This window comes from Roseofilum reptotaenium CS-1145 (assembly GCF_028330985.1).
In the GTDB taxonomy this organism is placed as follows: domain Bacteria; phylum Cyanobacteriota; class Cyanobacteriia; order Cyanobacteriales; family Desertifilaceae; genus Roseofilum; species Roseofilum reptotaenium.
Genome location: NZ_JAQMUE010000018.1, coordinates 12391 through 37488, shown reverse-complemented (window position 1 = coordinate 37488; position 25098 = coordinate 12391). Strand labels below are relative to the sequence as shown.

At 45.4% G+C, this 25098-nt stretch carries 18 protein-coding genes and 2 pseudogenes; 14 read left to right on the top strand and 6 right to left on the bottom strand.

Annotated elements, in window-relative coordinates; genetic code table 11:
- Positions 1-40: 40 nt before the first annotated feature.
- From PN466_RS02010 to pyk, 4 genes and pseudogenes are all read left to right on the top strand, one after another.
- Positions 41-199 (top strand): annotated as a pseudogene (locus PN466_RS02010) (element excision factor XisI family protein); the annotation flags it as partial.
- Positions 200-318: 119 nt separating this feature from the next.
- Entirely contained in the window at positions 319-1401 is a 1083-nt protein-coding gene (locus PN466_RS02005) for a LuxR C-terminal-related transcriptional regulator (RefSeq protein WP_271936546.1), read from the top strand.
- A gap of 57 nt (positions 1402-1458) precedes the next feature.
- Complete coding sequence (locus PN466_RS02000; protein ID WP_271936545.1) at positions 1459-2916, top strand: glycoside hydrolase family 13 protein; 1458 nt, start codon at positions 1459-1461, stop codon at positions 2914-2916.
- Between the two features lie 248 nt (positions 2917-3164).
- A complete protein-coding gene (pyk, locus tag PN466_RS01995; protein ID WP_271936544.1) occupies positions 3165-4589 on the top strand; it encodes a pyruvate kinase in 1425 nt (474 codons plus the stop codon).
- A 160-nt stretch (positions 4590-4749) separates the two neighbouring features.
- Here pyk and PN466_RS01990 read toward each other — a convergent pair whose 3' ends face one another.
- The gene (locus tag PN466_RS01990) at positions 4750-9765 is read right to left on the bottom strand and encodes a DUF7948 domain-containing protein (RefSeq protein WP_271936542.1); all 5016 of its coding nucleotides are present in this window, start codon (positions 9763-9765) and stop codon (positions 4750-4752) included.
- 735 nt (positions 9766-10500) lie between these two features.
- On the opposite strand from PN466_RS01990, the gene pckA reads away from it, so the two are divergent.
- Together pckA and gap are read left to right on the top strand one after the other, a co-directional pair.
- Complete coding sequence (pckA, locus tag PN466_RS01985; protein ID WP_271936540.1) at positions 10501-12156, top strand: phosphoenolpyruvate carboxykinase (ATP); 1656 nt, start codon at positions 10501-10503, stop codon at positions 12154-12156.
- Between the two features lie 175 nt (positions 12157-12331).
- Positions 12332-13351 carry a type I glyceraldehyde-3-phosphate dehydrogenase gene (gene gap / locus PN466_RS01980; protein WP_271936537.1) on the top strand — a complete coding sequence of 340 codons (1020 nt, stop codon included), beginning with the start codon at positions 12332-12334 and terminating at the stop codon, positions 13349-13351.
- A 150-nt stretch (positions 13352-13501) separates the two neighbouring features.
- On the opposite strand, the gene PN466_RS01975 is transcribed toward gap, so the two are convergent.
- Positions 13502-13606, bottom strand: a complete 105-nt coding sequence (locus tag PN466_RS01975; protein ID WP_271936534.1) for a DUF4926 domain-containing protein — start codon at positions 13604-13606, stop codon at positions 13502-13504.
- A 186-nt stretch (positions 13607-13792) separates the two neighbouring features.
- Between PN466_RS01975 and PN466_RS01970 the strand changes: the two genes are divergently transcribed.
- The 4 genes from PN466_RS01970 (at position 13793) to PN466_RS01955 (ending at position 18782) form a co-directional block, all read left to right on the top strand.
- Positions 13793-14305, top strand: coding sequence for a hypothetical protein (locus PN466_RS01970; RefSeq protein WP_271936532.1), 513 nt, complete (start codon positions 13793-13795; stop codon positions 14303-14305).
- Positions 14306-14329: 24 nt separating this feature from the next.
- A complete protein-coding gene (locus PN466_RS01965) occupies positions 14330-16684 on the top strand; it encodes a hypothetical protein (protein ID WP_271936529.1) in 2355 nt (784 codons plus the stop codon).
- Between the two features lie 129 nt (positions 16685-16813).
- Positions 16814-17863, top strand: coding sequence for a D-alanine--D-alanine ligase family protein (locus PN466_RS01960; protein WP_271936527.1), 1050 nt, complete (start codon positions 16814-16816; stop codon positions 17861-17863).
- A gap of 196 nt (positions 17864-18059) precedes the next feature.
- The gene (locus tag PN466_RS01955) at positions 18060-18782 is read left to right on the top strand and encodes a hypothetical protein (protein WP_271936525.1); all 723 of its coding nucleotides are present in this window, start codon (positions 18060-18062) and stop codon (positions 18780-18782) included.
- 53 nt (positions 18783-18835) lie between these two features.
- Here PN466_RS01955 and panD read toward each other — a convergent pair whose 3' ends face one another.
- Complete coding sequence (gene panD / locus PN466_RS01950; protein WP_271936524.1) at positions 18836-19168, bottom strand: aspartate 1-decarboxylase; 333 nt, start codon at positions 19166-19168, stop codon at positions 18836-18838.
- 153 nt (positions 19169-19321) lie between these two features.
- Between panD and leuC the strand changes: the two genes are divergently transcribed.
- On the top strand, positions 19322-20725 hold the full coding sequence (gene leuC / locus PN466_RS01945; protein WP_271936522.1) for a 3-isopropylmalate dehydratase large subunit: 1404 nt from the start codon (positions 19322-19324) through the stop codon (positions 20723-20725).
- Positions 20726-20742: 17 nt separating this feature from the next.
- Here leuC and PN466_RS01940 read toward each other — a convergent pair.
- Positions 20743-21623 (bottom strand): annotated as a pseudogene (locus PN466_RS01940) (IS982 family transposase).
- Positions 21624-21896: 273 nt separating this feature from the next.
- Here PN466_RS01940 and PN466_RS01935 point away from each other — a divergent pair.
- Both PN466_RS01935 and PN466_RS01930 read left to right on the top strand, forming a co-directional pair.
- Positions 21897-22247, top strand: a complete 351-nt coding sequence (locus tag PN466_RS01935; protein ID WP_271936520.1) for a nucleotidyltransferase family protein — start codon at positions 21897-21899, stop codon at positions 22245-22247.
- The gene (locus PN466_RS01930) at positions 22237-22575 is read left to right on the top strand and encodes a HepT-like ribonuclease domain-containing protein (RefSeq protein WP_271936518.1); all 339 of its coding nucleotides are present in this window, start codon (positions 22237-22239) and stop codon (positions 22573-22575) included. Before PN466_RS01935 ends, PN466_RS01930 begins: the two co-directional genes overlap by 11 nt.
- A 206-nt stretch (positions 22576-22781) precedes the next feature.
- On the opposite strand, the gene PN466_RS01925 is transcribed toward PN466_RS01930, so the two are convergent.
- Positions 22782-23816, bottom strand: a complete 1035-nt coding sequence (locus PN466_RS01925) for a DNA-methyltransferase (RefSeq protein WP_271936515.1) — start codon at positions 23814-23816, stop codon at positions 22782-22784.
- Here PN466_RS01925 and PN466_RS26150 point away from each other — a divergent pair.
- Positions 23816-23917: a hypothetical protein gene (locus tag PN466_RS26150; protein ID WP_278002959.1), complete on the top strand. Its 102-nt coding sequence runs from the start codon at positions 23816-23818 to the stop codon at positions 23915-23917. The genes PN466_RS01925 and PN466_RS26150 overlap by 1 nt on opposite strands.
- On the opposite strand, the gene PN466_RS01920 is transcribed toward PN466_RS26150, so the two are convergent.
- A complete protein-coding gene (locus tag PN466_RS01920; protein ID WP_390889958.1) occupies positions 23918-25063 on the bottom strand; it encodes an agmatine deiminase family protein in 1146 nt (381 codons plus the stop codon).
- Between the last annotated feature and the right edge of the window lie 35 nt (positions 25064-25098).

Genomic DNA, 25098 nt, shown 5'->3' with positions numbered 1-25098 from the left:
GATGGGTTAGCAGACGATCCCCTAAATTGAGATATGCTGGCATTTAGAGGCGATCGCTGATAAGATCTGGATTTATCGGGACGGGTTGGAAGATGGCATAGCAGATGATTTACTGCGCTCCGGTATTCCCAAAGAGAAGATTGTGTTGGGGTTTCATCCCCCAGACGTGCGACTTCATACAGGTTTTGCAGTGGGTTAGGAACAGGCGATCGACCAAAACACAGGATAAGGTAAAAAGGAAATAAAGCTAGATTCTATCTTTTCCCTGACTAGCCAGGATCGTCACTGAATGTGACTTCGCTGATTAACCCGAACCCAATGAATCAAGAAGAATTTGAACAAGTCTACAATCAATTAACCCATCGCCGTCAACAAGTCCTCAATGGTATTCTCTCCGGTGAGGCAGACGCGCAAATCGCCGAGGCTCTCGGCATTGGCGAACCTGCTATCCGCAAGCATGTCGAGCGCATTGTCGATCAATTCGGTTTAGCCAATTCTGAGTCACAGAACGGACAGCGCCGCTCCAAGCGCTCCGATCTAGTTTCCCTGGTGGCTCGATATAAGCCCGAACTGCTGAAAACTCGATTGCCTAGCCAACAGGAGAATGACGACAGTATCCTAGAGGTATTGCAAGAGATCCAGCCTATTGAGGCGATTCACGAGAATCTAGAACTGAAACTGCAACTTTGGCAAGACAGTCGTGACATCAGCCAAAAGAAACAAATCGGCGATCGCCTCAAAAATACCGGATACGACACCTATATGCAAGGCGACTTCCCAGGAACCGTATTCTACCTGCAATGGGCGCTCAAATTCGAGATCGACTCTCCCGCAGTCCACTACAACCTGGCTTCAGCCTACGAAAAACTCAGCGACTTTCCCAACGCCTACCATCACTATAATCGAGCAGCTCAAGCCCAAACTCATGCTGCCCATGCTGCCATCAGCAACCTCTCCCGCCTAGACATTTTGAGCCATAATCCGGATACTGCCATTGAACGCATTATCCCCATCCTTGACCAAGTGAAAAACCAAGCTGTTCTATCTACGCTCTATAAAAACCTAGGATGGGCTTACTTCCTGAAAAAAGACAAAGACCTTTCTCAGGCCGAAACTTGGTTACGCAAAGCTATAGAATTAAATAGCGATCGCGCCGCTCCCCACTGTCTCCTGGCTCAAGTCCTCGAAGCCCAAGACAAACCCCTTGAAGCCAGCGAGTATTGGCAAAAATGCCGAGACTGTGACTCCCATCAAACCCGTTCTATCCATGCTCCCTGGCGATCGCCAGAACTTGACCTTTGGCAGCTAGAAGCTCGGCAACATCTAGACACCAACCTAGATACTCATTCCTTAATCCAAGGATTACACACAGACTCTGAATCTATCTCCCTACCCCACTAGGGCAATAAATAATGAACAATGAATAACGAACAATGAGTCAGGGAGATTGTGGCACAGATGAACATTCAGACACCAGACTGGGTAAAACATGCTGTTTTCTATCAAATTTTTCCCGATCGCCTCGCCAAAGGCAACCCACCCCCAGGCACAACTTATCCCCATCTCCCCCTCGAACCCTGGGACTCTCCCCCAACCGTGCAAGGTTATAAGGGGGGAAACCTTTGGGGTGTGATTGAAACCCTGGATTATTTACAAGATTTGGGCATTACAGCCATTTACTTTACCCCCATCTTTCAATCCGCTTGTAATCACCGCTACCATACCCATGACTATTATCAAGTCGATCCCATGCTAGGGGGAAATCTAGCCTTTTTTGCCCTTCTCGAAGCTGCCCATCAACGCCAGATTAAAATTGTCTTAGATGGAGTCTTTAATCATGCCAGTCGCGGCTTTTTCCACTTCAATGACATCCTAGAAAATGGCCCCCATTCCCCTTGGGTAGACTGGTTTAAAATCCAAGATTGGCCCCTATCCGCCTATGATGGCAGTAAACCGGCGAACTATATCGGTTGGGCAAATAATCGTGCCTTACCTGAATTTAATCACCAGAATCCAGACGTGCGAGAATATATTATGCAAATTGCCGAATATTGGATTCGCTTAGGAGTCGATGGTTGGCGATTAGATGTACCCTTTTGTATTAACGTGGAAGGCTTTTGGCAAGAATTTAGGCAACGAGTCAAAGCCATTAACCCAGAAGCCTATATTGTCGGCGAAATTTGGACAAATGCCCTGCAATGGCTGGATGGAACCCAGTTTGATGGAGTCATGAACTATTTATTTACTGCTCCAACGATCGCCTTTACTGCTGGCGATCGCGTCAATCTCGATCTGGTCCGTAATTCTGCCTATGAACCCTATCCTGCCCTTGATGCTGCCAGTTATGCCAGTAAAATCGAATCCCTACTGCATCTCTATGACTGGGAAATTCAACTAGCGCAACTCAATCTGCTCGATTCCCATGATACCGCCCGCTTAGTCACCATCGCTCAAGGCGATCGCCCCAGCGTTGAATTAGCCACTCTCCTGCTCATGACCTTCCCTGGAGCGCCTAGCATCTATTATGGCGACGAAATCGGATTAGAAGGAGCGATCGATCCGGACTGTCGGCGCAGTTTTCCCTCTCCAGAAGAGCGTGATAAAAGTATCCTAAGCTACCATCATAAACTCATCGCCCTCAGACACCAGTATCGCGCCCTACGAATCGGAACCTATCACGTTATTTTTGCTGAAGGACTTGTTTATATCTTCGCCCGTCAAGAAACCGATCAAACCCTGATTATCGCCCTCAATGCGGGAGAAGAAGCGATTACCGTACGCTGCTTTCCCAGAAACTTAAATCACATCCCCAAAACCCTGGTTTATGGACAAGCAGAAATCGAATGGTCAGACAATGGCGATCTCCGGCTCCAACTCCCCCCTCGCCAAGGCTGTATACTTGCCCCCATAGACTGACACGAGGACGGGGTGGGCGTGGGGACACGGAGAATGAGAGGATTTCCCTCTTCGGTTATTTTTGGAGATGGAGATCTCTCTATCCCCTATAGAGAGACGCATTTGGCGGTTTGATCGCAGATTCTAGGTCAAACACAGTGTCTAGCCCCTTGCCTATTGCCTCTTGTCCTCTTAACCTTCCTTGAAGAGAGATTAATCTTAAGCTGTTACCCTAGGTGAGAATAGACGGTCTTAGCCAGCAATATTCTATGAACTCAAGTCTCTCTCGAACCAAAGTCGTTGCTACCATCGGCCCTGCCAGCAATAAGCTAGAAGTGCTGCGAGAATTAGTCCAAGCAGGAATGAGAGTTGCTCGTCTTAATTTCTCCCATGGAAGTTATGACGATCATGCTAAAGTCGTCTCGCGACTGCGACAAGTTTCCGAAGAATTAGATATTCCAGTTACCTTATTGCAAGATTTGCAAGGGCCCAAAATTCGGGTGGGACGATTTCCCGAAGGTGAACTAGAGCTAATTCCAGGAGCATCAGTTACCTTGGTTCCCGAAACTGAATATAACGGCCAAGAACAAACCATCCCCATTGATTATCCCTTTTTAGCCGAAGAAGCTCAATCGGGGGCACAAGTCTTGCTTGATGATGGTTTATTAGAACTCAAGATTATGTCCATCCAGGGCAACCAAGTAGAATGTAAGGTTATGGAAGGGGGTATCCTGAAAAATCGCAAAGGGGTGAATTTGCCCTCTTTAAGTCTGCGTTTGCCTTCCATGACGGAGAAAGATAAACAGGATTTAACCTTTGGGTTAGATCAAGGAATTGATTGGGTTTCCCTGAGTTTTGTTCGTAGTGCTGAGGATATTATCACGCTCAGAGAATTTCTGCATGAACATGAAGCTGACCATGTTCAGGTGATGGCTAAAATTGAAAAACCCCAAGCCGTTGAAAATTTAGAAGCCATTATGCAGCAATGTGATGGTTTGATGGTGGCACGGGGAGATTTAGGTGTAGAGATGAGTCCAGAGCGTGTCCCCAAGTTGCAAAAGCGGATTATCCAATCGTGTAATCAACAGGGAGTTCCAGTGATTACCGCCACCCAAATGTTAGATAGCATGATTCGCAATCCTCGGCCGACTCGTGCGGAAGCCTCGGATGTAGCCAATGCGATTATGGATGGTACGGATGCGGTAATGCTCTCAGGAGAATCTGCGGTGGGTGCATATCCGGTGAAAGCCGTGGAAATGTTGGTCAGAATTGCTCGGGATACCGAAAAGGAAGCTGAATTTGTTAATTATCCACCAGCAGAAATTGATGAAACCCATGCCTTAAGTGAGGCTCTGAATACGATTGATAAGATCCTGGATCTGCGCTGTATTGCCTGTTTTACGACGAGCGGTTATACCGCAACTCTAGCGGCAGCGGAACGTCCTAAAGCGCCTGTAGTCGCCTTTACTCCCCGCGATCGCGTTTATCATCGCTTAAACTTAGTCTGGGGAGTGAAACCCATGTTGTTAGAGAATCCAGAAGATTCTTTGGAGGAGTTAATTGTGCAAATTAATGAGCAACTATTGGCCAAAGATTTAGCCGCTCCAGGAGATAAAATCTTGGTCTTAGGTGGCTCTCCCGTACAGAAAATTCGTGGGACTAATTTTATCAAGATTCACCGGATTCAGGGATAATTAAGTAAGGGTCACCCGTTAAGGCTGTAAGCTAGTTGTCTAACGGACAAGGGAACAAAGTCTGAGCCTTCCCATCCCCTCACCTTGCTATTTTTCAAGGCGAAAATAAAACAACCCCTCTCCCTAGGAAGAGGGGTTTGCGGAGAGGGAGACTTAACCCTTACAACGAAACCGGAATAAACCGATTGTTTAACTGCCCCGGAGTCGTGCGTTCCACAACACCCAGATATAACCCATTAAACAGAATTGCCGTATCCGATCCCGTCTGCAACAACTGGATATTTCCTTGATTCAGCCCATCGGTTAATCCAATCCGGTCAAATCCATTACCGAAGTCACGAACTCGGTCAGCTTGGAAGACTGTAGTTACTGCGCCACTGGTCAATAAAACAAACACATCATTGCCAGCACCACCACTTAGGAAGTCTCTACCTGTTCCTCCTTCCAGGTAGTCATTTCCAAAATCTCCATTCAGGTTATCATTACCGGTACTACCCCGCAGGGTGTCATTATCTTGACCACCAAAGAGGAAATCATTCCCGGCTGAACCCAAAAGAGAATCATTACCCTGATTACCGTTAATGAAATCATTGCCAGGACTACCAATCACAATATCATTGCCTTGCAGGGCAGAAATACTGCGGATATTTAACGCGCCCATGTCAATATTGTCATTACCGGGAGTTGCCCTTCCTGTTCCCGGTGAAGGAGAAGGTGCAGGACTCGGAGCTGGTTGAGGAGTTGGAGCAGGAGAGGGTGTCGGGAACCCTGGGAAAGTTGGGAAACTGGGGAAATTTGGGAAACTGGGGAAACCCGGAGAGGGAGAAGGTGCAGGAGTTGGAGAAGGAGTCAAACCAGGGCGATTGGTATCGTTATCCAGAACGGTCAGTGTCACTGGGTCAAGGGTTAAATTACCATAATCAGCATCGGTAGACTCAACGGAGAAGTTAATTGTGCTGCTGTGGTTTCCTTCCACAATGCGATCGTCAAAGCCAGTAATGCTAACCGTTTGCGCCTGATTAAAGTTATTTGGCGTAAACGTCAGCACTTGAGGGGTTACCAAGCTTTGTACATCCGGTTGAACGCTAATCACCACATTGGCACTCGGCCGACTTTGTAAAGAAGCAGTATATTGAATCGATGTGCCATCTTCACTAATTGTAGTTGAACCACTGCTGGGATTAAAGTTCAAGCCAATGCGATCGATATCTTCATTAATCACCGCCACATTCTGCACCGGGACATTATTAAAGCGTTCATCCGTGCTAGTGGTGGGAGTGCTGATAATGGTATAGGCTTGATTACCATCAACCACCCCATCAGAAACCCCTCGAATAGTTACGGTTTGGCGAACATTAAAGTTTTGGGCATTGAAGACCAGAGAAGCATTTTCAGTAAAGGTTTGCCCATCCGTAGAAATCAAGCCTTCTCCTGTATCAGAGGTACTAAAGTCAATCTGTACATTGGCCCGAGGTGCTTCACTACTAGAGAGTACTACATCAAAAGTCGCCGTTGTTGCCTCTTCAGATGTCCTCAGACCCGTAACAGGAGTAACATTCACCCCAAAAGTGTCAATATCCAGGTTAAGAACATTAAATTCATTGGTTGTGGGTTGCCGTCCGCTATAGTTAGGGTCACTACTTTGGGCTGGAGCAACAGTCACCACATAGGGTTGATTTCCGTCAATGATTGCATCAGGAACCCCAAGAATTTGTACGGTTTGCAGTTGAGTGGCATTTTGTGGCGTAAATGTCAGGCTGGCAGGAACTGCCCTCCCTTCTGTGGCATCACTAATTGTAATCGGGACAACCACATTGCTAGTAGGAATACTGCCTAATCGGGCAGAGAGATTAAACCCTGTACCATTTTCACTAGTCGTTAGTTCTCCACTGGGAACCGTTACAAAGATATCGGGTTGATCGTTATCTAAGATATTGGCAGTGAGGGTACTGCGCTGATTTCCCTGTTGGGTGAGGGGGGTATCGTTCACCAGGATGGCGTTAGTGTTGTTAAACTGTCCATCTGGGCTAGTCACCGAGAGTTGCAATTGTCCCGTGTGGTTCCCTTCTTGAATCAGGTCATCAACTGCCCCCACGGTCACGGTTTGAGGATTACTCCAGAGATTTCGGGGATCGCTAGGACTGAAGGTCAGAGTAAAGGGGGTATTTCCTAAAGCATTGCCATTTGCACCAACAGTGAGTTGGGAATCTGGCGAGGAAACCACTTCCACTGTCGTATTCGGAGCTGGTTGTTGAGCTAATCGGATAGTGTAGGTATTAGTATCTCCATTTTCAGACACGAGTAAACCCCTTGTACTATCCGGTTGCTGGTTTTCCTCGACAAACACTCGGGTGTCGTTATCGGTAACATTGGCTGTCACTGAGGGAACGAAGATATTGTTATAGTTGGGGTCACCACTAAAGGTTTGGAAACTAATGGTACTCTGGTGCGCTCCTTCTACATCCCCATCATTAACAGCAATTACTTGTACCGCTTGGGGACGATTCCAGTTTTGTGGCGTGAACGTGACGGTATTGGGGGCAATGGTAGATTCGTTATCAGGAGTCAGAAGAATTGTAACAGGAGCAGTGGGAGGAGTTGCTAGTTCTAGGCCAATGAAATCAGTTACTCCACCTTCTACCAGGTCTATACTGCCTCCAAACTCAGTAACAATTACCCCTTCAAAGGAGAATTTTGTAACAAACGCATCGGGTTCATTAGCCACATTTAGAGTGCCAATTCGAGTTCTCGACCCAGGTACATTATTGGCAAAGAAGTCAATACTCCGTGCTGGACTAGGATCGCCAGTTTGATATCCAGGAGTTAAGACTTCAAATGTTCCGGGAGGGGGCAACTGGGGATTACGGTTAGCATTGAGATTACTAGAAACCGTTTGTCCAGTGGTATAAGCAGCACCTGCTGAATCTACTGCAATTCCATAGCCATAATCATCTCCATCTCCTCCATAAAATGAGGAGTAAATTAACCCAGAACCATCCCGATTGAGTTTGGTTAAGAAAGCATCTGTTCGACCACCAGCAAAATTTGGCTGTTCTGCATTTCTAAGAGGGAAAGGATTGGCACTATTTTCTGTGGACGTGGTTGTACCTACAACATAAGCTTGTCCTGCCTGGTCTATACCAATACTCGACGCAGTTAGCGGTAAGAAAGCAACCCCTTCATTACCACTGCCGCCTAAGAATGTAGAGTAGTCTAAGGAACTGCCATCGCCATTAAACTTGGTGACAAAGGAATCAAACTGCCCTCCTTGATAGTTCGATTGGAACGTGGGTTGGGCAAAGTTGCGAATTTGTCCCGACTCCAGATTGCGACCCGTAGGGAAGTCAGGGGAGGGAGTAATACCTGTCAGATAGGCTGCTCCTGCATCGTCAACCACAATACCGCCAGCAACATCTCCGCCGCCACCACCAAGGTAGGAGAAATAAACTTGTTGGGTGGCATCGGCATTAATCTTAGAGACAAAGACATCACTAGAGCCAACCAGGTTGGTTTGATAGGCTCCAGAAGTTGCTAAACCTGAAGATTGGGTAGTTCCCGAAATATAGGCATTACCTGTACTGTCAATATCAATGCCAATGCCTTCTTCAAATCCAGGCCCCCCTACATAGGTAAAGTAAACCAACTGATTCCCTGTCGCGTTCACTTTAGCAATAAAGGCATCACTACCATTAGTGGCATTAGTATTTTGCTGGAACACGCCAGCAGTTCCCAGGCCAGTTGATGTAGTTTGTCCGGTAACATAGGCTGCTCCATTAGGATCTACAACAATGCTAGATCCTCGCTCAAAACCACTACCGCCGAGATAAGAAGCATAGTCAATCTGGGTGCCAGTAGGATTGAGTTTGAGAACAAAAGCGTCTTGGGAACCGCCAGCGAAGGCTTGAAAGGGTGTTGTAGTACGCCCTTGTTGTACTGGAAAGTCTGAAGATTCCGTTTCACCAACAATATAGGCATTCCCTGCCTGGTCTACAGCAATATCATTTGCCCGGTCTTTGTCTGCTCCTCCGATATAGGTAGAGTAAACTAAGCTGCCATCACTATTAATTTTGGAGATAAAGGCTTCTCGAACATCATTTCCAGGCCTAGGGTCGGGTAGGGGACGAGTAAAGGGGGCAAGAGTATCTTCAGATGGCTTTCTAGGAAAGTTAACAGAGAAGGTTTCCCCGGTAACGTAAGCCGCTCCAAACTGGTCTACGGTAATGGCATAACCCGCATCTTCCGCAGGGACAGGAGCGGTAACATTTGTTGCATTTGCAACAAATGTTCCATTTTGGAAGGTTACTGTAGCGATTTGTGTGTTGGTAATGGTAGTGGGAGGATTGGGGGGAACCCCTGGAATAGTCTGGGTTGTTGTTCGGGTTTCTAACCGGAAATCATTAAAGGGTTGGACATCTAGTGAAACGACTGAACTTCCACCCAAGTAGTTGGAGTATTCCAGGATGGGGTCAAGGACTAATTCATGGTTGGAGTCATAGCTGCCGACTTCAAAGCCAACTTGATTATTGCCGAGAAGTTTGTAGGCAACATCGACATCGATTTGCTGACCGTCAATAATTTGATAGGCGATGGGGGATTTCTCGGTTAGCTCTCCGGTGTCAGTAATCAGAGCAAGGGAGCCATCTTCGCGAATTTCAATATCATTGACGTTCTCGTATTCGATTACAACCGTGTCAACGCTTACACCGGGGGCAACGTAGATATCCCGTTTAACTTGTCCGCTTTCACCAGAATATTTAACGTCAACACCTGCATAGACTTCTTCGTACCATACCCCCTCGAAGGTTGCGATGTTGGTGCGCCATTTCGAGGGGTCGTTGCCGATAAAGAAGTTGGCAATACCAGGGAGTTGCTCCCATCCCCTAATCTCGGCATGGGGGTTGGAGCCAACAAAGTTAGCTCGAATGACATCATCACCATTAGCAACAACGATTTCTTCTTGAGTAAAGAAAACTTCGCCCACGTCTCCATCCCGGACATGGAAGGATACGGAGTCATCCACTTGTCCATCATTCTGGATGAAGCTTAGGGGCCGTTGACTGGTGAACTCTGCCCTAGCTTCGGGAGAAACGGGCGCGTTAAGCGCTTGTGAAGCTAGGAGTACGTCGTCTTGTGCTGTTTGTGGAATGTTTGATGGCAGTTGACTATTAATTCCCATGTTGTCCTCACCCCATACCTCTTATACAGAACCAACTATAGCAAAGCTTACCCATTATTTTGATCTTTCTTGTCAATCCCATGAGTTTGTTTCGATCATAGCTTGGGGGTGGGGGGAATGGGAGGAAGAGGAAGAGGTGGATAGGGAAGTGGGTGAATGAGGGGATGCGGGGATAGACGATTACCCTAATTTTCAGTTTCTAACTTTTAATTTTTAATTGATCTAATGGATGATAGAGAGTAGATAATAAAATATTGATGGTTTAAGGGATAAATGCTTGTTGCGTTTGATTAAGTAAGTTTGAGTTGTTTTTTGGGTGGTTCTGGGCTTTTGTTTTTCTTAAGATTTAGAATTAACGAAGAGGCTGAAGTGGTCTTATGGATTTGGATCGGGGGGATCATGGGTTACAGGACTTTCAGTAAGGGAATCGAAGTAAAATTTTGTTATTATCGAGATTACAGCACCCTGTACTATAGGTTACAGGAAATTAAAAATAGCAAACCCTGAAGAAGTTTTTGTTAGGCTTTTATGACTTAAGAAGCTGCTTTCTTAGTATGAGTTCAAAAAACTATAAAAATAGTGAATTTTCGACATATTTTTTATTGGAAGCTGATGCAACATTCTTGGGGATTGACGGTAGAGTAAAGGTCGAATCTTCTAAATCGAAGGAATCAAACAAGGATTCACAAAGATTTACAAAGAAGTAACGTCAGATGAATTTAAGGAGATTAGATTATGGTTCAAACTCCGATTAAACCGATCGCCATTACCCCATCCGAAAGCAATAGCAGAGCGCCCCATCTACGTCCTCCTTACTACGGACTCGACGAACTCGGTTTTCGCAATATCCAACAGGTGTATCGAAATCTAGCAGTTCCCAAACTATTGGAACATGCCCTAGCCCGGAAAGAAGGGGTTTTGGCTGCCAACGGTGCATTCTGTGTAGAAACAGGCAAGTATACGGGGCGATCGCCCAATGACCGCTTTATCGTCGATGAACCCTTCATTCACGATGAAGTTCACTGGAACAAGGTCAATGTTGGTTTATCCCCCGAAAAATTTGACCTTCTCCACAGACGGGTTCTCGCTTACATTCAAGGCAAAGACCTCTACATCTTCGACGGTTATATTGGCTCAGATCCCAATTACCGGATGAGCGTGAGAATCATCAACGAACTAGCCTATCAAAATATGTTCGTGCATCAGATGTTCATCCGGCCCACCGCTCAAGAACTAGAAACTCATCACGCCGACTTCACGATTATTGCTGTTCCTGGTTTACAAGGCGATCCAGGTATTGACGGTATTAATAGTGAAGCTTTTATCGTTGTTAGTTTCGCGAAAAAACTAATCCTTGTAGGAGGTTCGTTTTACTCTGGCGAAATGAAAAAATCCGCCTTCTCCTTCATGAACTACTACATGACCAAGCGCGATGTGCTGCCGATGCACTGTAGTGCCAACATGGATGATGAAGGAAACACGGCTCTCTTCTTTGGTCTTTCCGGGACTGGAAAAACCACCCTTTCAGCCGACACCAGCCGTCGCCTGATCGGAGATGATGAACATGGATGGTCTTCTGATGGCATTTTCAACTTCGAGGGAGGATGCTATGCCAAAACCATTCGCCTATCACGAGAAAAAGAACCAGAAATTTGGGATGCCATGCGCTATGGTTCACTCCTAGAAAACGTTATCCTCGATGAAGAAACTCGTATTCCAGACTATGACGATGGGCGCTTAACCCAAAATACCCGTGGTGCTTACCCCATCAACTATATTCCCAACTGTGTAATTCCCGGTATTGGCGGCCATCCTATAGCCGTCATCTTTTTAACTGCGGATGCATTTGGCGTATTGCCTCCCATTTCCAAGCTGACGACTGAGCAAGCCATTTATCATTTTATGTCTGGCTATACGAGCAAACTGGCAGGAACTGAACGGGGCATTACCGAACCCGAAGCCACCTTCTCCGCTTGTTTTGGTAAGCCATTCCTACCCCTGTCGGCTACGGTTTATGGGGAAATGCTGGCCAAACGTTTAGAAGAACATAAAGAGACCACCTCAGTGTATTTGATCAATACTGGATGGACGGGTGGCCCCTATGGCGTAGGTCAACGATTTGATATTCAAGACACTCGCTATATGGTTTGGGCTGCGTTGAATGGGAATCTTAAGGATGTGAAGTTCAATCCTCACCCAATCTTTAAGATCTTGGTTCCAGAAAGCGTTCCCAATGTCGATCCGAAGATTCTGAATCCCAAAAATACCTGGAGCGATCCAGACGCTTACGATCGCCAAGCAACCCAGTTAGCCAAGAAGTTTATTGAGAACTTCAAACGCTTTAAGACTGCTGAACCCGAAATTATCGCAGCCGGGCCGAACCTTGATTAGAATCTAGGATCTGATTGGGATAGGGAGATGGGGAAGATGGCCTCTTGCCTATTCCCTATTCCCTAATCAATGCTTAAAACATTCTTGCCATAGCCCAGGTTCAGAAGAGGAAGTGCCAAAGTAGATCGCGGAATGTTGTTTTCCTATCGATTTCGATTACAGGAGTCATCTCAATATGACAGTGAAAGTTGGTATTAATGGATTTGGTCGTATTGGGCGGCTAGTATTTCGGGTGGCAGTTGCCCATCCAGAAATTGAAGTGTGTGGCATTAATGACCTGGTTCCTCCAGAAAGTATTGCCTACTTACTCAAATACGATTCCACCCATGGGCCATTTAAGGGAACAGTCGAAGCCAAAGAAGGGGCGATCGTGGTCAATGGGAAAGAGATCCCTTGTTATTCGGTCAGAAACCCGGCTGAACTGCCTTGGGGCGATATCGGTGTGCAGTTTGTGGTTGAGGCTACTGGATTATTTACCGATTATGAAAAAGCTTCTGCCCACCTGCAAGCAGGCGCGAAACGAGTGGTTATTTCTGCACCGACTAAGGAAAAAGACCCCGACAAAGTCCCCACCCTATTAGTAGGCGTAAATCATCAGACTTACGACCCCTCCAAACATACAGTCGTTTCTAACGCCAGTTGTACCACCAACTGTCTAGCTCCCGTTGCTAAAGTCATTAATGATAACTTTGGCTTGGCAGAGGGCCTAATGACTACCGTTCACGCTATGACTGCGACCCAACCCACCGTTGACGGCCCCAGTCGTAAAGATTTACGCGGCGGACGCAGTGCCACCCAAAATATTATCCCCGCTTCTACTGGAGCGGCTAAAGCGGTTACCCTAGTGTTACCCGAACTCAAAGGTAAGCTCACTGGGATGGCATTTCGGGTTCCGACTCCCGATGTTTCAGTCGTAGACTTAACCTTCAAGACCGAAAAAGCCACCAGCTACGCCGAAATTTGCGAAGCGATGAAGAAAGCTGCCGAAGGTGAAATGAAAGGTGTTTTGAAATACACAGACGATCCAGTCGTTTCGACAGACTTCACCTCCGATCCCCATTCGAGCATTTTTGATGCTGGTGCAGGTATCGAATTAAATGCTAACTTCTTCAAGATTGTTTCCTGGTATGACAATGAATGGGGTTATTCTAACCGGATGGTAGATTTAATCTTATCCATGGCGGCTAAAGAATAATTCACGGTTTTCCTTCTCTTTTCCTATTGATGCTGTATGGTATAGGGTGAGCGCGTCTCACCCTATTTTTTAGCGCATAGCGCTGGGAATGGGTAATGGGTAATCGGTAATTATTCAAACAGCTATTTTCTCCGGATTTATCAGATACTTTTAAAGAACCATGAGTTCATGTTTCTTGAGAGTTTCAATGGCACAAGCTTTTCCTTCATTATCGCTAAACTCAACCTCAAAAACTTGGGGTTCGTATTGTTCCACAATAGTTCCCACAATGGGATTGTGAATATTCTAACTACAGCACGAATAATCTATTGAGCAGATCTAGCGTATTCGCCCAGCAGCAAGTTTTGATCGGGCGATGGATACCTGGACAGTGGGCAGATGGGGTTAGGGGTAGTTACACTGAAACTGGGATAATCAAGTGAATATAAAATTCTCTGAGCTATGGAAACATTAACTGCGGCAGCTATTGCGACTCTGCTCGTAACCAAAATGGTTGAAAAGCTAGGTGAGACTTTGGGTGAAAAGGCTCCAGAACTGGGGAGTAAGATTTGGGAGCAGGTGAGTGAGCTAAAGGCACTCTTAAAGGGTAAATCTCCGGAAACGGCAGCAGTGTTAGAGGCGGCTGAAAATGCACCACTCTTGATTGAAAGTAATCCAGATGTATTTGGGTTACCGGTGCTAACTGAACAGGTGGAAGATTTAGCGAAGGGATATAGTGAAATTGCTGAATTGATTCAAGTCCTTGATGCAGAAGTGCGTCCCCAATTGCCTGCTGAGTTTCAGCAGAAGCTGGTGAAGCAGGTAATGTTCAAAGGAGTTCAGGGTAAGAATGTCAAGGCTGAAGGACTGAAACAGGAAGCTGATTCAAGTGCGACTGAAGTGTCCCAGCAGATGGGAATGGGTATCGAAGCTCAAGAGGATGTAACGTTCACTAACTCTAGTCAAAAGGCTTAGGTTGTCACTCTTTTATTTAGACTCATGGATGAAAAAGAGAAGAAAGCAGAGCAAAGCATATTAGAGGGCGCTAGGGCTGGAAGGGATATTATTATTAAGGATGTTAAGCAAGAAATCCATAATTATCCTCAACCGCAGCCGCTACCGGTAGCGAATCTGCGGAAGCTCCCATGGACGGGGGCTAAGGTGTTTGTGGGACGGGATGAGGTGATAGAGGAGTTACACAAGCAGCTCCAGAGAACACAGGGTATGAAGATTATTTCCGTGACAGGGATGGGGGGAATTGGGAAGACGGAGTTGGTATTACAGTATGCATACCGCTATTTAAAAGAGGGTGCTTATCCGGGTGGAGTCTACTGGTTGAATGGGCGTGGTGAGGATCTGGTGCAATGGGAATCAAAGGAAGAGGGTAAACAGGACAGTAAGGTACTGGTGGTTTTCGATGATGTGCAGGAGTACGAGACGATTAAGAAGGTATTGCCGCCACCAGTCGAAGAGCCTTTCAATGTGTTGATTACTACTCAGCGACGGTTTGGCTCTCCTATTGTGCCCTTTGATTTAGACCTATTAAAGCCCAGAGCGGCAATACAATTATTGGAGTCATTCATAGGGCACGAACGTTTGCAGAGGGAGCCACAGATAGCTCAAAATCTATGTTGTTGGTTGGGTTACTTACCTTTAGGATTGGAATTGGTAGGGCGATATTTAGAAGTTGAGGAAGATTTATCCCTGAGTCAAATGCTAGAGCAGTTGACTGAAGCCAGTTTAGAGGATGAGTCACTTGCAGAAGTTGAAGCTGTAATGACAGCAGAACGGGGAGTAAAAGCAGCGTTTGAAATAAGTTGGAAGCAGTTATCTGAACATGCCCAAGCCCTAGCATGTTTACTTGGTTTATTCGCTCTTAGTCCAATTCCTTGGTCTTTGGTGGAAGGTGCAGCTCAAGAGCGAAGAAAAAAAGAACTCAAGAAGGATAGAAGAGAGTTACTAACATTAAGCTTACTCAAGCGAGAGTATGAAGAGACCTACGGAGTGCATACGTTAAGTCGAGATTTTTTTCAACTGAAACTTGTCGAACTACGTGATACTGAGTTACCAGAGAGTATAACTCATGAGTTTGCAAAAATTGTTGAACACAATCCATTTTGTGCATCTCAAATACTGCATCAAAAAATGTTAGATTGGGATTTTGGGATACAAAATCCAGAACTTTCTGCGCTGAGAGTTGGAAAACTATTTCGAGTTGCAATGCAGAGTTGGTCAAGAGGAATTGGTTCTCTCAGTCAATTAGTAATTAGCTTCACTAAAGATGGTAATGTACCTAGGATAGGTACTGCTATTATTGATGCAAAATGGACGGATGACATCACTCTAACTTCTATGATAATTGCCTACTACTTCGGCGACCAAATGGGTGATAAGGTTGTTGTTCTACCTCCAGAAGCAAGTCAATATTTTGCAACCAGAGATTCTCGTTATTCCTCAGAAATCAGCACTCTTTTAGATCAAGGATGGAATATTTTTCACTGTATGCCATATGAAGCAAAACCTTCTTGGGTTTGGAAGAGGAGTTTTAAAACTATTACTGAAAAACTCTCTCAAGTGATCAAGCATAGATCTATTCCTGTTTTAGGAAGCTATCTTTCATTCGAGGCAGCTTGGCATAGAGCCTTATATGTTACAGGAAGACATTACCCTAATTTTGAACCAATTCGGATAGATGATCTTGAATCTAGCTTAGATAAACTAGAAATTTCTAAAGCTTCACCAATGATTAAATTTTGCATCAGTCAATTAGAAGATAAATTAAACAAAAGTCGTTCACAAGATGAAAATCATTTAAATCTCCCATCCACATTCAGATCTTTCTTTGAAGCTGATATAGTCTCTCCTGATATTCTGCTTGAATATGTGAGAGATGTTTATCGACAAGCAATTGATAGTTATCAACAGTTACTTGATACTTGGTTCAGTTACCTTGCACCGGAGTTACAACTTGCATCAATCCTACCTGCTCAAATTGTAGGTGTGGTTATACCCTCTAAACATAAGCGAGGTTCAGTGAGTATTAGTTGGTCTTGGGTTTCTTTGCCTAAAGGTTCTAAAAATAGTGTAGATTTTGAATTGGGCGATCAAGAATTATCAAGGAAAGATTACCGCTTGCCTTATTTGTCTGGGAAAGAAGTAAAAAACAGCTTACATTTAAGAGATTGCAGTGAGCCGATTTATCCTTATATTTGGGTAATGAAAAAAGAAAAATTTACCAAAAGTTGGTTAGGATGGTATCCAGTAACTGGGATGGTTTACAGGTGGTTGTGGCACGACTTAGAAAGAATTGGCTGGGTCACAGGTGACTTTAAAGATGATTTCTCTTGGAAATAAAGGAGTTACGATTAACTCAGTTGTCAGCTTCTGAATTAAGAGCAATGTGACCTTTGCCATGCCTTTGATGCCGTTAAACGCTTCTGGGATATAATAAACTCTTCGCTGTTGATATGGAGAGGCAACCATATGAGCCAGAAACGGATAGGACTATTGTTTGGGGGATGTTCCGGGGAGCATGAAGTTTCGATTGTTTCGGCAAAGGCGATCGCCACAGCGCTGCAAACCGGAGAAAATAGAGATCGCTACCAAGTCATTCCCTTCTATATCCGTAAAGATGGTTATTGGTATGCCCAAGAAACCGCGACTCAAGTCCTAGACTCTGGTACGCCCTTATCCACGGATACCCCGCCAGGAAGAAGTTTGTGGGAATTTCCCAAGCAAGTCAACGAAATTGACGTTTGGTTTCCCATTTTACACGGCCCGAACGGAGAAGATGGTTCAATTCAAGGCTTGCTGCAACTGATGAAATTGCCCTATGTGGGTTCTGGCATCGTCGGATCGGCGGTGAGTATGGATAAAATTGCTATGAAAATGGTGTTTGCCCAAGCGGGTTTAGCCCAAGTTAAATATAAGGCAGTGACTCGCGCTCAAGTTTGGTCAAATCCTTGTGTGTTTCCGAAACTCTGCGATGAGATAGAAGCGGAAATTGGGTATCCCTGTTTTGTCAAACCGGCAAATTTGGGGTCTTCGGTGGGTATTGCCAAAGTGCGATCGCGCCAAGAACTCGAAACCGCCTTAGATAACGCTGCTAGTTACGATCGCCGGATTATCATTGAAGCAGGAGTTACCGCTAGAGAAGTCGAATGTGCCGTACTGGGTAACGACTATCCTAAAGCCTCCGTCATTGGCGAAATCACCTTTGAGAGCGACTTCTACGACTACGAAACCAAATATACCGCCGGAAAAGCCGATTTGCTCATTCCCGCTGACTTACCCTCCGAAGTGAGAGATCGCATCCAAAATATGGCTATCCAAGCCTTCCAAGCCGTAGATGCCTCCGGATTATCTAGAGTAGACTTTTTCTATATCGAGTCTACCCAAGAAGTGCTAATCAACGAAATCAACACCCTGCCTGGATTTACCTCCACCAGCATGTACCCCCAACTCTGGGCTAATACGGGCACTCCCTTCTCAGAGTTGGTGCATCAGTTGATTGAATTTGCTCTAGAGAGGTAAATAGGGAATAGGCAATGGGGAATAGGCAATAGGACGTTATCCCTGTCTCTCCGCGTCTCCCTATCCCCGTGTCCCCGATTCTCCGTGTCCCACCCATCTCCCTATCCCATCAGATCTATTTGCGCAAAATTGGGTAAGATGAGTTTCGGACACGAAGCGAGTCGGTCTGGTCAACGTATAGTCAGGGAAGCTATTTATGGTTCATCCACGTAAATCCATTCATCGCTCTACTGGAAAGCAACGGTCAAACCGACTCCAGTTTATTCTGAAACCGATTCAAAACCATACCCTATTGGTGTGGAGCATTTTAGCCGTGCTGGTAATTGGTATCGGTTATGAAGCTTTGAGTATTCTACTTAATCCTGGGGACATCGAACCCGAAGAGGCGATCGCAGAAGTCACAGAAGAAGCAGAATCTATAGAAGCGATCGAGGAACCAGGAGTTAACTCTACTATACCCTGGCCCTGGTTAGGAGCGATCGCCTTGGGATCGGGAGGTCTCTTTGTCCTCTGGAAAAGCCTGCAAAATCCCAACGCCCATAAACGAGCATCTCTCAACCGTCGCCAACGTCGTGGAACCCCACTCTTATTAGAAAAACCCAAACCCTTGCGAGTCCAAGTTTCTCAGCGCCAACCTATCACTTCCTTTAGTCCAGACCAATTTACACCCCAAACAGCCTCTCTTGAGCCTCAAAACCCACCGGAAGTTATCTCAGAACTCACTTCACTTCCAAACCCACCCCAAAAACCCGTTACCTTTGACGTAAATCCTACGGCCAAATCCTTCCAGCATTCCTCTTTACAAGTGCCCAACTTTCCCAAACTCACCCCAGACATTCCACAGGGATCAGCCCCGAAAGCGGTTCGCAAGACTCCCCCCCAAGAGTATCCCGATCAAAATATTCGCAAATCCTCTTAGAAAATAGGGGATGGCTAATTACCGATTACCGATTACCCATTACCCCAGTAGTGCTATAGAAATTCCACCAACTTATTATTTTGATCGACTAAAATTTTAACCGGTGACTTAATTTCATCGGTAACTTCAAAGGCTAACAAAGTAATCATATCTCCAGGGTTAACCAAATGTGCAGCAGCGCCATTGATGCAGATCGCACCGGAGTCTGCTTCTCCTTCAATCACATAGGTTTCTAAACGATTACCATTAGTATTATCGACCACTAAAACCTTTTCTCCAGGCAGCAAATCGGCTTTCTCCATCAGAGTGCGATCGATAGTAATACTGCCGATATAGTTAAGATTGGCTTCAGTGACTGTCGCCCGATGAATTTTAGACTTTAACATGATCCGCATAATAGTGAGATGCTGTTACTTTTTCTTAAGGTGAATGACTATACAAGTCCCTGGATCAAATGATAAACTGCCAGTGAACTAAGGTAAAAAACAGTTTACCCATTACCCATTACCAATTACCAGCGCCTAGCGCTACGATGGACTATGAGCAAGGGCACGCTATTTGATAAAGTCTGGAACAACCACAAGGTTCGTACACTTCCTTCTGGACAAACTCAACTGTTTATTGGGCTGCATCTGATCCATGAAGTGACCAGTCCCCAAGCGTTTGCTATGCTGCGGGAGAGAAATTTACAAGTACTATTTCCTGATCGCACGGTTGCCACGGTCGATCATATCGTGCCCACAGATAACCAGGCTCGACCCTTCGCGGATACTTTGGCAGAAGAGATGATGCAAGCGTTAGAAACCAGTGTCCAAGAGCATGGGATTCGCTTCTATAATGTGGGTTCAGGTAATCAGGGAATTGTGCATGTGATCGCCCCCGAACAAGGGATGACGCAACCGGGAATGACGATCGCCTGTGGAGATAGCCATACCTCAACTCATGGAGCATTTGGGGCGATCTCCTTTGGGATTGGAACCAGCCAAGTGCGAGATGTGCTAGCCTCCCAAACCTTGGCTCTGGAGAAGCTCAAAGTGCGCCGCATTGAAGTCAATGGAAGCCTACGTCCGGGGGTTTATGCCAAAGATGCGATCCTTCACATTATCCGCAAATTGGGCGTGAAAGGGGGCGTAGGCTATGCCTATGAGTATGCCGGAACGACCCTAGAACAGATGTCGATGGAAGAGCGGATGACGATCTGCAATATGTCGATTGAAGGGGGGGCACGATGTGGCTATGTAAACCCCGATCGAGTGACGTTTGACTATCTGCAAGGACGGGAGTTTGCCCCCCAAGGAGAAAACTGGGATAAAGCGGTGCAATGGTGGCAAAGTATCCGCTCGGATGCCGATGCTGAGTATGATGATGTGGTGGTGTTCAACGCTGAAGAAATTCCCCCTACGGTGACTTGGGGGATTACACCCGGTCAAGGTATTGGTGTGGATGAAGTGGTTCCGACTCCAGAAAGTCTACCTGATAGTGATCGCCCTTTGGCCGAAGAAGCCTATCAATATATGCAACTCGAACCCGGAAAGGCGATCGCCGGAACCCCTATCGATGTCTGCTTTATCGGTAGTTGTACCAATGGTCGCCTCACTGACCTGCGAGAAGCCGCTAAATTTGCCCAAGGTCATCAAGTCGCCTCTCAAGTCAAAGCCTTTGTAGTTCCGGGATCGGAAGTCGTCAAGCAACAAGCGGAAGCAGAAGGCTTAGATAAAATCTTTACCGAAGCTGGGTTTGAATGGCGCAACGCCGGATGTTCCATGTGTTTAGCCATGAACCCCGATAAACTACAAGGGGATCAAATGAGCGCCTCTTCCTCAAACCGCAACTTTAAAGGTCGTCAGGGGTCTTCGTCTGGTCGCACCTTACTGATGAGTCCCGCGATGGTTGTTGCTGCGGCGATCTCCGGCCAAGTCTCCGATGTGCGAAAGTTGCTGTAAAATAACGTCAGTTTTGGTTAAGCGATCGTTGACTTGAGGGACTCTAAGTTGAGGGAAGGCTTTTTGGGTTGATGGCAATAGGCAATTAATCCAGCCAAGAGATTAATGAGAAAGCTAACAGGACTGCGATGACGGGTATGTTCGATCTGAGAAATATTTTTGAGTTGATCGATGATCGTCTCAATGATACTTCTGTGACGGAGCCAAACCTTATCCCATAAGGGCACAAGCCGATTCTTCATCTTTCTCTTCAAGGGAGTAATCAGTTGTAAACCAGTGGCTTGCCAAAGTTGTTGAGTCAATTTCTGAGAAATATAGCCTTTGTCACCAAAGATCTTACCGGTCAAGTTCTGAACCAGTTGCAGAACCGGTTTTCGGTCATCAATATTTCCCGGTGTCAGGGTAATATTGAGTAATTCACCGCGATCGTTAACTACCAAATGTAGCTTGAAGCCAAAGAACCAGTCTACAGATGTGCTTTATTCGTGCAGCTTGCTCTAAAAATGTACGATGTTGAGAAATCCGTCGATTATGACAGACTTTCAGCTTAGTCGAATCGATAAAACTGATACCAGTAGGAGAGCCAAAGCAGTATTTCAGGTAAGCACACAAAGGGAACAGGGATGAAGGGAGTAATTGTACTGGCGCGGGAATAGCTCACCAGCCCAGGAAAATAGGGCTTCCAATAAGGTTGAACCAATTTTTGGTAAAAGTCTTTGAAGGTTCGATAGCCCATTTGATGAAAAGCGACAAGAATTGTCATTCGTTCGCTCAAGCCTAGACCGGACAGGCGATTTCTGGTTCTGACACCTGATTTTAGGAGGTGGGTATTCCACAGAGGTTCAAACATTTGGCAGAAGTCATCGACATGACAAAAAAGTTCTTCTAGACTAAGCATGGAGCAATGGAGGGGGTTTCTGGTTGGCACTTTTAGCCTACTCCCTTTGCTCCTCCCGATCCATTGCGGGCGTGATCGCCGCCCCGATCGCCTGCTTAACCAAAACTGACGTTAGATTAAGGTGCAAGTTGGATTCGCTAAATCCTAGGAGTGGGTCTATGTTATCGCAAGAATTGAAAGAACAAGCTTTGACCCTATCGCCGAGGGATCTTTATATCAAATCCAAAAACCATGCTACACATCATTCTCCCTGTCAATCATCTGTAGTGGCTTATGAACCCCATCTCCAGTCCAATCTGTAAACATGTCCATTGGCCAGAAGAGCAAATTCAAACCTTTTGCCAGCAATGGTCTGTTACTGAACTATCTCTCTTTGGGTCTATCCTTCGAGAAGAGGACTTCCATCGAGATAGCGACATTGATCTGCTGATTGCCTTTTCTGCTGATGCCGACTGGAGTCTATTTGACCATATTCAAATGCAACAAGAATTAGAGGCCCTATTTAATCGTAAAGTTGATTTAATTAGTAAACGCGCTGTTTTACGCAGCCACAACCCCATCCGCCGCCAAGAAATTTTATCCACTGCCCAAGTGGTCTACTCTCAGGAGAGCTATGGCAGATAGAGACCGAGAAACGCTTTTCGATATTCAACGAGCGGCGGCAAAAATTAATCAATTTAAACAAGGCTTCAATCGACAAAGTTTTTTGGCAGATGATAGGACTCAATCCGCCATCGTTTTTCAACTGCTAATTATCGGTGAAGCAACTAAACGGTTATCGATATCTCTACGCCAAAAATATCCACAAATTCCTTGGTCATTGATGGCAGGGATGCGAGATAATTTAATCCATGAATATGATAATATTGATATTGAAGAAGTTTGGAGAACGGCTGAGAGTGATATTCCCAATCTCCTAATTGCTCTACAGCCTATTATTGACGAATTTTAAATTTATAGCAGATTGGATCAATCTTAATCCAATCATGATGGATCTATTGTAATGTCAGTTTTGGATAAGCCAGCAGCCGTGAAGTGGGTGGATCTTAGAAATCGGGTTTCTCGCTTCATACTGACTTTTTCCGGTTCTTATCCAAAACTCAGGTTATGTTAGGGCAAGAATTGAAAGAACAAGCTTTGAGGCGATTGTTAGTGCCATCATTGAGTCTTTACAGAATTCGTCTCACAAAGCCTCCCAAATGAAAAGTCAACACAATGACCACGCACGATGTCTTGATGCCAAGCCTTCAATGTCCCTTCATCCATATCCTCTTGCATAAACCTGAAACACGATGTAGCTAAGTACTCAATCTCTTGTTCAAAAGCAATCCAATAACGATTTTCTTGTTCGGCAACAAATCCGGTAGTATTCGATCCAGCAAAGATATCAACCACCAGATCCCCAGGTTCGGTTAACAGACGAATAAAAAACTCTGGGAGTTTTCCTGGAAACCTGGCTGGGTGAGGTTTTAAACCAAGAGCTTTGCATCCTCTAAGATACTGACTGTTTGACTCAGAGTTGGGAATTTGCAGCAAATTAGAAGGGATGGCTCCTCCGTTATTTTTGCCAAAGCTCGTACTGATATCATGACCGGAGGGGCGCTTTTTAGGATCGTAAAACTTTTCCGGGTCTTCTAAGAGCTTTTTCATTCTTGGACTATATTCTGTCAAAACTTTGGTCACATCTGACTTAGGAAATTCCGATTTACTGAACCACCAAACCGTATTCACTGAATCTTTTGCTCTGATTTTTCTTTTGTTAACCCACTCAATCGGACTGGGAAGCTTTGACGGATTAAACCAGTAAAAATCTTCAGCCAAAAGAAAGTCTATCTCATCACAAAAATAAATAGGGATTCTGAAATTGTAGAGGCTCCTAACTGGCTTCCCCTTTTCATAAGCACCCCCTAAATCGAGAACAAAACTACCATCGCTTTTCAATTTTTGATAGACTAATCGCGCAAAATCAGCTAACCAATCAATATATTCACTCTGATTTTTATTTCCGTATTCTTTCTTTCTTTGAAGTGCAAAAGGCGGACTCGTCATTACCAAATTAACACTCTCATCAGGTAGCTTCTTCAGAAGTTCTAAAGAATCACCACAGAAGGCTGCACCCTTGTTTGTCCGATAGACTCGACAAGAGTCAAGGCTTTCAAGGTCTATAGGAAAATTAGTCTCTTGGCTAATCAATGCTAATCCTCTGGCATGATTCAGGTGGAAAAGACCTCAATAATCCAAAGATATCCTTAACCTATGTTAAAACTCATGGACGATTGATTTACGAGGCTTGATTAGCTTTTTTCAACCAAAGGTTCTTGCTGAGTCGTGCAGTGAATTCCCCCGCCTCCAGCGGCAATATTATCGATGTTGAGTTGTACGATATCCCGATCGCCGAACAACTCTTCCAACGTTTCCTTCGCCTTGCGATCTGCTTGGCGATCGCCAAATTCAGGGATAATCACCGCACCATTGACCACGTAAAAGTTAATATATCCGGCCGCAAAGTCATCCCAATCGTATCCCTCTCTAATTTTTGTTGGCGCTTCCAGAACCACCACTTCTAGCTCATTTCCATCCGCATCTGTTTCTGATTCCAGGATTTCTAAATGCCGTTCGGTTACCTCATGGTCGGGAGAGTCTGGGTTGGGATCGTAACCGGCAATCACGACTCCGGGACGAGCAAAACGAGCATAAAAATCCGTATGCCCATCCGTAATATCCGCCCCTCGAATACCGGGAAGCCATATAATTTTACGCAGTCCCAATAAGGCTTTTAATTCCATTTCGCAATCCTCTTTGCTCCAGCCTGGATTGCGATTATCGTTAATAATACAACTTTCGGTGATGATTGCATTGCCCTGACCATCAACTTCAATTCCTCCACCTTCAAACACCAGTTCTGTGTTGATGATGGGAACTCCGGCTTGTTGAGCAACAAATTCTGCAACTTGCGCATCGCGATCGTGGTATTGTTTATTGCCCCAACCATTAAAATTAAAATCAATCCCTGCTTTTTGACCCTTTTGATCGACGACAAAAACCGGTCCCGTATCTCTCATCCAGAGGTCGTCCAATTCAGTAATAATTAACTCCACATCCGAGCCACATTTAGCCAAAGCAATCTCATAATCTTCTTCTCGAACTAACATTTTCACCGGCTCGTATTGGGCGATCGCTTTGGCAATTCTGGCTAGATCGTCCTGGACATAGCGAAAATCTTCCCGTCCCCAGATATCTGGGCTGGCACTAAACGCCATCCAAGTACATAAATGAGGTTCGCCTTCATCGGGCATGAAAAAAGAAGAATTGGAACTCATAGAAGGGGTAGGAGTAGGGGAAACTGGAGAACTGACTGCCGAACAACCGGTCATATTTTTTCCCAGGGCAATAGAACCAGATAGGGTTGCCATGAGTTGGAGAAAGAAGCGTCTTTTGATCATTTTGTATGAAGAGATCGCCATTTTGGGCGATC

Bases quoted from the DNA above. Each gene is read 5' to 3' on its own strand.
- PN466_RS02005 (WP_271936546.1), top strand. From the start codon at position 319: ATGAATCAAGAAGAATTTGAACAAGTCTACAATCAATTAACCCATCGC.
- PN466_RS02000 (WP_271936545.1), top strand. From the start codon at position 1,459: ATGAACATTCAGACACCAGACTGGGTAAAACATGCTGTTTTCTATCAA.
- pyk (WP_271936544.1), top strand. From the start codon at position 3,165: ATGAACTCAAGTCTCTCTCGAACCAAAGTCGTTGCTACCATCGGCCCT.
- PN466_RS01990 (WP_271936542.1), bottom strand. From the start codon at position 9,765: ATGGGAATTAATAGTCAACTGCCATCAAACATTCCACAAACAGCACAA.
- pckA (WP_271936540.1), top strand. From the start codon at position 10,501: ATGGTTCAAACTCCGATTAAACCGATCGCCATTACCCCATCCGAAAGC.
- gap (WP_271936537.1), top strand. From the start codon at position 12,332: ATGACAGTGAAAGTTGGTATTAATGGATTTGGTCGTATTGGGCGGCTA.
- PN466_RS01970 (WP_271936532.1), top strand. From the start codon at position 13,793: ATGGAAACATTAACTGCGGCAGCTATTGCGACTCTGCTCGTAACCAAA.
- PN466_RS01965 (WP_271936529.1), top strand. From the start codon at position 14,330: ATGGATGAAAAAGAGAAGAAAGCAGAGCAAAGCATATTAGAGGGCGCT.
- PN466_RS01960 (WP_271936527.1), top strand. From the start codon at position 16,814: ATGAGCCAGAAACGGATAGGACTATTGTTTGGGGGATGTTCCGGGGAG.
- PN466_RS01955 (WP_271936525.1), top strand. From the start codon at position 18,060: ATGGTTCATCCACGTAAATCCATTCATCGCTCTACTGGAAAGCAACGG.
- panD (WP_271936524.1), bottom strand. From the start codon at position 19,168: ATGTTAAAGTCTAAAATTCATCGGGCGACAGTCACTGAAGCCAATCTT.
- leuC (WP_271936522.1), top strand. From the start codon at position 19,322: ATGAGCAAGGGCACGCTATTTGATAAAGTCTGGAACAACCACAAGGTT.
- PN466_RS01935 (WP_271936520.1), top strand. From the start codon at position 21,897: ATGAACCCCATCTCCAGTCCAATCTGTAAACATGTCCATTGGCCAGAA.
- PN466_RS01930 (WP_271936518.1), top strand. From the start codon at position 22,237: ATGGCAGATAGAGACCGAGAAACGCTTTTCGATATTCAACGAGCGGCG.
- PN466_RS26150 (WP_278002959.1), top strand. From the start codon at position 23,816: ATGCTAATCCTCTGGCATGATTCAGGTGGAAAAGACCTCAATAATCCA.